This window comes from Pseudomonadota bacterium (genome assembly GCA_039714795.1).
Classification (GTDB): Bacteria; Pseudomonadota; Alphaproteobacteria; order JAGOMX01; family JAGOMX01; genus JBDLIP01.
On record JBDLIP010000102.1, the window covers coordinates 1 to 6,650 of the forward strand.

At 41.9% G+C, this 6,650-nt stretch carries 8 protein-coding genes; 7 read left to right on the forward strand and 1 reads right to left on the reverse strand.

The window, feature by feature from the left end:
* The first annotated feature begins 356 nt into the window (after positions 1 to 356).
* From ABFQ95_06980 to ABFQ95_06995, 4 genes are all read left to right on the forward strand, one after another.
* Entirely contained in the window at positions 357 to 578 is a 222-nt protein-coding gene (locus ABFQ95_06980; protein MEN8237264.1) for a helix-turn-helix domain-containing protein, read from the forward strand.
* Positions 571 to 2,172 carry a YfjI family protein gene (locus ABFQ95_06985; GenBank protein ID MEN8237265.1) on the forward strand — a complete coding sequence of 534 codons (1,602 nt, stop codon included), beginning with the start codon at positions 571 to 573 and terminating at the stop codon, positions 2,170 to 2,172. The genes ABFQ95_06980 and ABFQ95_06985 overlap by 8 nt, the downstream gene beginning before the upstream one ends.
* Before the next feature lie 168 nt (positions 2,173 to 2,340).
* Positions 2,341 to 2,658: a hypothetical protein gene (locus ABFQ95_06990; GenBank protein MEN8237266.1), complete on the forward strand. Its 318-nt coding sequence runs from the start codon at positions 2,341 to 2,343 to the stop codon at positions 2,656 to 2,658.
* A complete protein-coding gene (locus ABFQ95_06995; GenBank protein ID MEN8237267.1) occupies positions 2,655 to 3,068 on the forward strand; it encodes a hypothetical protein in 414 nt (137 codons plus the stop codon). The genes ABFQ95_06990 and ABFQ95_06995 overlap by 4 nt, the downstream gene beginning before the upstream one ends.
* A 233-nt stretch (positions 3,069 to 3,301) precedes the next feature.
* On the opposite strand, the gene ABFQ95_07000 is transcribed toward ABFQ95_06995, so the two are convergent.
* Positions 3,302 to 3,457, reverse strand: a complete 156-nt coding sequence (locus ABFQ95_07000; protein ID MEN8237268.1) for a hypothetical protein — start codon at positions 3,455 to 3,457, stop codon at positions 3,302 to 3,304.
* A 527-nt stretch (positions 3,458 to 3,984) separates the two neighbouring features.
* Between ABFQ95_07000 and ABFQ95_07005 the strand changes: the two genes are divergently transcribed.
* From ABFQ95_07005 to ABFQ95_07015, 3 genes are all read left to right on the forward strand, one after another.
* Complete coding sequence (locus ABFQ95_07005) at positions 3,985 to 4,341, forward strand: type II toxin-antitoxin system RelE/ParE family toxin (protein ID MEN8237269.1); 357 nt, start codon at positions 3,985 to 3,987, stop codon at positions 4,339 to 4,341.
* Positions 4,328 to 4,633, forward strand: a complete 306-nt coding sequence (locus ABFQ95_07010; GenBank protein MEN8237270.1) for a helix-turn-helix transcriptional regulator — start codon at positions 4,328 to 4,330, stop codon at positions 4,631 to 4,633. Before ABFQ95_07005 ends, ABFQ95_07010 begins: the two co-directional genes overlap by 14 nt.
* A 246-nt stretch (positions 4,634 to 4,879) precedes the next feature.
* Positions 4,880 to 6,562, forward strand: a complete 1,683-nt coding sequence (locus ABFQ95_07015; GenBank protein ID MEN8237271.1) for a 2OG-Fe(II) oxygenase — start codon at positions 4,880 to 4,882, stop codon at positions 6,560 to 6,562.
* The last annotated feature ends 88 nt before the right edge of the window (positions 6,563 to 6,650 follow it).

The window sequence follows — 6,650 nt, forward strand, 5'->3', positions numbered from 1 at the left end:
CTAAAATGCTGTCAAGAACTATTTTGAAAAAAATGCAACTTTTTTTGAAATGTGGGGCATCTATTATGGGGGTACCCGGAGATATGGAGAAGATACCTTTCCAGGCAAGGGCTGCCGAGATTAAATACGAGATATCCAAAGCCGAAATTCGTCAATGCAGCCACTGAACCGTGGCAATTGCGTTGCCACGGTCATAAGGGTTTATATAACTCCATAGAATTATATAGATCCAGAGATAGTTTCTGATACCTAACCTTACTTGTTAAAAAGAATAACTTTTTTGGCTATATTCTTCTGCTTATACTTTGGTCTATAAACACTCAGTTTTTATTAACCAATTAACCCGGAGTTTTAAAATGGTAGATCAAATTGTTCCCAAAAACCTAAAATCATATCGCCTGTTAAATCGCAAAGAAGCTGCTGAGATTTTAGGCGTAAAAAAATCAACCCTTGCCGCATGGAAGTGTACCAGGCGGCATCATATTCCCGTTGTCAAGGTAGGTCGGCTCGTACGCTATCGTTATTCTGATTTGCAGGATTTTATTGAGCGTAGAACAGAGGGCAGTTGTGATGGATAAGCATCTAACAACTTCAATGGAAAATAGCCCGATAGTTCTTGATGATTATCGAAGCCTTGGCAGCAAAAGCATCCACACCTCTGCTCAAAGGCATGATTGGCCAGATCCAACTCCTATTCACGCCATTAAGCACACCCTTGCTCCAGTAGTTGCTCTGCCTGCACAATTGATCCCGGCTCCTTACCGTGATTGGCTGGTTGATATCTCCGAACGTATGCAGTGTCCCCTGGACTATGTTGTAGCCGGCGCTCTTGTGGTGACTGCCTCTGTTATTGGTGCAGGGTGTGCAATACGGCCAAAACAAAAAGACTCGTGGACAGTCATTCCTAACCTTTGGGGAGGAATTGTTGGTCCGCCCAGTAGCTTGAAAAGCCCAGCTCTGAAAGAAATTCTAAAGCCGCTTGAAGAGCTAGAGTCAGAAGCCTATGAGGTTTACGAAAAACAACAGCGTGAATATGCTGTGCAGCTTGCAGCCTTTAAGGCAGCACAAGAAGCCATCAAGAAAAAAATGACCAAGGCGTCGATGGATGCTGACTCTTTTGCTATGGAACTGGCTAAAGATGAAATGCGGGTTCTAAAAGCACCAGAAGCTCCAATCTGTAAACGTTATTATACTAATGACGCGACCATTGAAAAGATGCACGAACTATTGAGTCAAAATCCTCGCGGCCTATTGTTGTCCCGCGACGAACTAGTGGGGTTATTAAATGATTGGGATAGACCCGGTCATGAAACAGATCGCTCCTTCTATTTGGAGGGCTGGAATGGCTATGGGGCAAAAACAAGCGATAGGATTAACCGTGGTACCATTCGTACCCAAAACATGTGTGTATCGATACTAGGTAGCATACAACCCAGCAAACTCAATGACTACTTCCAAAACACCTTGTCTGGACGTGAAAATGATGGATTATTGCAAAGATTTCAAATGCTAGTTTATCCAGATCAACCTAAACACTGGAAGCTAATTGATGAGAAACCCAATATCCAAGCTCGTGATCAAGCCTTTGGCATTATCAGCAAACTTGCCCACATGGATTTCTGTGCAAATGGGGCTAATGAAGCTTCAATTCCTTACTTTCAGTTTGATGCGCAAGGTCAAATTGTCTTTTACGAATGGCTCACAGCTCTAGAAACCAAACTGCGTAACAGTTCTGATGACTCCATTCTTATCGAACATCTTGCCAAGTACCGCAAGCTGATGCCATCTTTGGCCTTGATTTTTCATCTGATTGATGTGGCAGCAGGTAAACCACAAAAAGCAATTTCCGAATCCAATGCCAAGCTTGCCGCTGCCTGGTGTGGATACCTTGAATATCATGCCCGGCGGATTTACGAAAGCTCACAGGATGTCTGCTACCAGGCGGCAAGGAAGCTCGCCAAAAAAATTCAAGCAGGAGAATTTGAAAATTCTTTTGATTTGCGCCAGGTTTACCGAAAAAACTGGTCGCTGCTAAAAAGCAAGGAAGAAGCACAAATGGCCTGCGATATTTTGCTTGAACAAGGTTGGCTGAAGGTTTCTGAGGATCCGACGAATAAAAGAACAAAAATCTACTGGACCAATCCTAAAATTGCAAAACAGGTGACAACATGAATCGGTGGCTAGAAGAAATCGTTGTCGATGATTGTCAAGGTGGCAAAAATAATCTTAACTTGTCACTTCTGTCACCTGTCACTTCTGTCACCTGTCACTTGGGGTGCCGTAAAAATCTCTCAAAAAAATAATACAGAGATTTCAAATACTAAGCTTGGTTTGTCACTTTTGTCACCTAAAAATGAAGAGGGTTTGCGTGAAAATTTAAATGCGGGGGGTGGGGTGACAAGTGACAAAACCGACAGGGATATCCAATCGATTATCGATAGCTTCGAAGAACGTGCGGCCATTGTGGAGTTTGATGCAGGCAAAAGCATTCTTGAAGCTGAAAGGACAGCTTATCAAGAAGCATTCGTTAACTTGCTCAGCACTCATTATGACGATGCCATGGTTGAATGCCAAGGGCAGGATTGGCTGCAAAAAAGAATTGACGTCATTCAAACATGGCTTAAACAACACCTCCCATTAACTGAAAGGAGTACATGATGGAACAAAATAACCCCGATATTTTCGTAGAGCTTGAGCACGATGTGCAACGCTATATGCAGTTAAGAGAGGAACTGAGAGGAGACATGGATACCCAACTGCAAGATTTAAGAGTCCACACCCTAGAGCTTGGGGATGCTACCAAGCGCTTTATTGCTCACTTTAAGGACTTTAAGACTCTCTCTGATGAATCAGCTGAAAAAATCAGCAAAAACATTGAAGACTCAGCTCAAAAGATGGCCAATTGTGCTGCAGATGAATTTGCCAGAATTGTGCTTAATAAAATCGGTGATGCTGTCGCACAGCTTAACCAATCCGTAAGACAAGCTTCGCAGGAACTGCAATACGTAACCCGTAATAAGACTTGGAGGAACCTGGCCATCGGAGGGTTATCGTGCTTAGGACGCTAGGAAAAATAACCTTTACAATTTAACTAAAATACTTTATGGACAGCGTTACGCAGCAAGATCAAGCAACAGAACGCGAAACACGATTATAAATGTTATTTTTCCTAGCGTCCTTAGTGAGAAGCACACACGCTTGCCGGAACCACACGAACCAAGGATCAACAAACAAGATCTCTAGATCTGGTGAGCGCCGCTGCTATATCCATCAAACGCCATATTAAAATAAGAGGGACTGCTCACCCCAATGGCACTAACTTAAGCGCTGAAATGGTGTCAATATTGACCTGAGAGTCATTTTCGAGAAATTGATCTTGCGATCTCGTTCTTAAGTTTGCCACCTTCCTCAACAAATTCGCCGTTTTGCCTGTGGGAATTCTTAGGTAGGTGCCCATACTTCATCGCTGCAAACCCTTTGTTCTAAACGATTTCTCCTTAAGTTAGTGCCATTGCTGCTCACCCTTTTGACCCAAAGTTCAAGGAATATTTTGAAGAACGGGATAAAGGGAAAGTGAGTAGACGGCCGGACTGCCGCAAGGCGGTCTTATCCAAGGCTTGAGCGCAGTGAGGGGAAACTTTCACGCTGCGTTCTTATGGTAAGGGGGACCAGAAATGGTCCCTTCTTACCAGACTACTTACGAAAATCCGCAGAAATGTGACCTATACCCCATGCAATTTCTGAGGGAAACTAGCAATGAGTTGAATATCAAAAAGTTACTTGCATAAACGTACCTTTTAAGGTACAATGATGACATACAGTGTGAGTATCTTCTTCATATCTCCGAATAAATTTGGATTTTTAGATTCTAGTTCTTTGATCTTTAGTGATAAATTTTCTTCAACAAGGCTATTTAGCAGGGGATATGGAGAAAATACTGGGGGAGAGCTTGCAAGTAAGTACCATTTACGGTACATGTTTTAGATGGATAAAAGCAAGCAAATTGAAGTAAGGTTCTTTTCACAGAAATCAGGGGTGGAGCCTGTACGTGATTGGTTGATAACCTTGGATAAAGAGGATAGAAAGAGAGTCGGTGTTGATTTAAAAACTGCGGAGTTTGGCTGGCCTATCGGTATGCCGGTATGTAGACCCCTGGGTAAAAGCATCTATGAAGTGAGATCTAGTCTAACTCAGGGAAGGATTGCAAGAGTTCTTTTTTGTATAACGGGGTCGCATATGGTTCTTTTACATGCATTTATTAAAAAAACGAAGAAAACCCCAGCACATGAGATAGATTTAGCGCTAAAACGTAAAAAGGAGTTGATGAATGGCAAAATTTAATCCAGAACATTTGGGTTCAAGCCTTGATGAGGTATTAGCCAGGGATGGCACCTTGGCGGAAACGGAAGCTTTAGCAACAAAACAGGTTTTGGCTTGGCAACTAGAGGCCCTTATGAATAAAAAACGTATTACGAAGGCGGAAATGGCAAAGAGAATGAATACGAGTCGTTCTTCACTGGATCGTCTTTTAGATCCAGACAATCCAAGCGTTACACTAGGAACTATGGATAGAGCGGCAGCTGTTTTCGGTAAACACTTACATGTGGAACTAATTGACCGACCTACAACTTGAGGATTACGGTTCTAATGGGGGAGGTGTTGGCGTGTCTGTAAATTCATAAAGCTTTCGTAATTGCTCAACCGGGGGGCAAGGAGTCCAATATTTAAGCGGTTTTGGTCGACTTTCTCAACAGGTGCGTATTGCGGAGAGCGTGAACACCTTCGGCGGAAAAATGTGAACAATTTTTAGCATTGTAAAAAACTGGCCTTGCTGCTATTTTCCGTTTGGACAGGCTATAAAATACATGGAAGGGTTCTTATGTTATCTAAAGTTACCGATGCACTTGGCAAAACGATCCCACAGACTCACCAGGCAAGCAAATTTTACTCAGAATTTGAGTTAACTTCCGATGATTTTTCTATTGGAATTGATGATGGCCATCCTATCAAACTTCCAATTGTGGCAGATGACATACAGAAGCTCTTAAACATTTCTCATGATGCAAAGTTTGGTTTGCGGGAAGATACTTTACTGGATAAGCAAATCCGTGACACCAAGGAAATTTCTGCTGATAAATTGCAGGTTAAATGCAATGAAGCCCGATTGAGCGATCTCTTAAATAAGGTGCGAAAGGACTTAGGGCTGTCAGAAGGATCAAAACTCACAGCTCATTTGCATAACATGCTGATTTATGGCCAAGGGCAATTCTTTAAGCCGCACCAGGATTCTGAAAAATTGGAAGGTATGGTTGCCACCCTCGTTATTGTTTTGCCATTTCCTCATATCGGTGGTGCCATGTTGATCAACCATGGGGATGAGCAACATAAATTTGTCACAGAAAATATAGATTCTCAATCTCTCAAATGCATAGCCTTCTACGCGGACTGCCCTCATGAAGTTAAAAAGATTAAACAAGGGTTCCGTGTGGTCTTGACTTACAATCTTGTGCTAGAAAATCAAGAAATAGAGTTCAACAAGTACAACAACAAGGAGCTGGAAACTGCCTTAGAGACTTATTTTGAAGAGAAAAAATTACCTGATTCGGAACCCCGGAAACTTGTTTTTCTTCTAGACCACCGTTATACAGAACATAGCCTAAACTGGCATATGCTTAAAGGAAGTGACCGTGACAATGCTTGGATGTTGTTGGTTGCCGCTAAGAAGTTAGATTTAAAGCCTTATCTGGGATTGGTGGATTTGCATGAGGTGTGGGATACAGATGGGGATGAAGAAAATCCCGAGCTATACGAATTAATTGATAGCAGTACTACCCTTTCCTATTGGATTAATGAACACAACGTTTCATTACCCTATGCAGGTTATTCCATACCACGCGATGAGCTTTGTTGGCAGATAGAAACCAGTGATTTAACTCCATTTGAGACCGAATACGAAGGATGGATGGGTAACTATGGTAATACCGCTGATTATTGGTACCGGCGCGCAGCTGTCGTTTTATGGAATACATCTGATCAACCAGCCTTAGAATTTAAATACAACTATGATGCGGCAATGGACAATTTGCTGCAGATGATGAAAAAACCGGATCAGTGTGAGCAAGTTTTAGAGATTGTCAAAAAAGCTAAAAGATATCTGCTTAAATCTAAAAGTAAATCCTTTAAAGATCTTGTGCGAGTGGCACTTTATCTCAAAGATGCGCCAATGGCTCAATCCCTTCTTTCCCAATTTTCTATGAACTTATTTACGGAAGGGATCATCGATGAACTGGTAAAGTTGCAGAATCTGTTCGGTATTCCTTGGACTCTGGCGTTGTTGAAAAATTGGCGGGATCAAAAGAGCAAGTATTATAGAGCACGTGATATAAAAGTCAGCATTGATACGCTCATAAGCAGCATGATTGCGTCTGGGATTGATAAACAGCTTGTAAAGTTTTTATTTGAGTATAAGCTTCATATCATCAAGGAACGAAGCAAAGATGACAAAAAAAGCAAACCTGCCAACCTTACCCGTTCTCTTGATGAAAGGCTCGACTCATTATAACGGATTCTGTGGGAAAAGATTATATTCGATAAAAGTTGTCACAAATTGCCGATTTTTATAGGAAATATGTTTTTACAATTCTAAACAA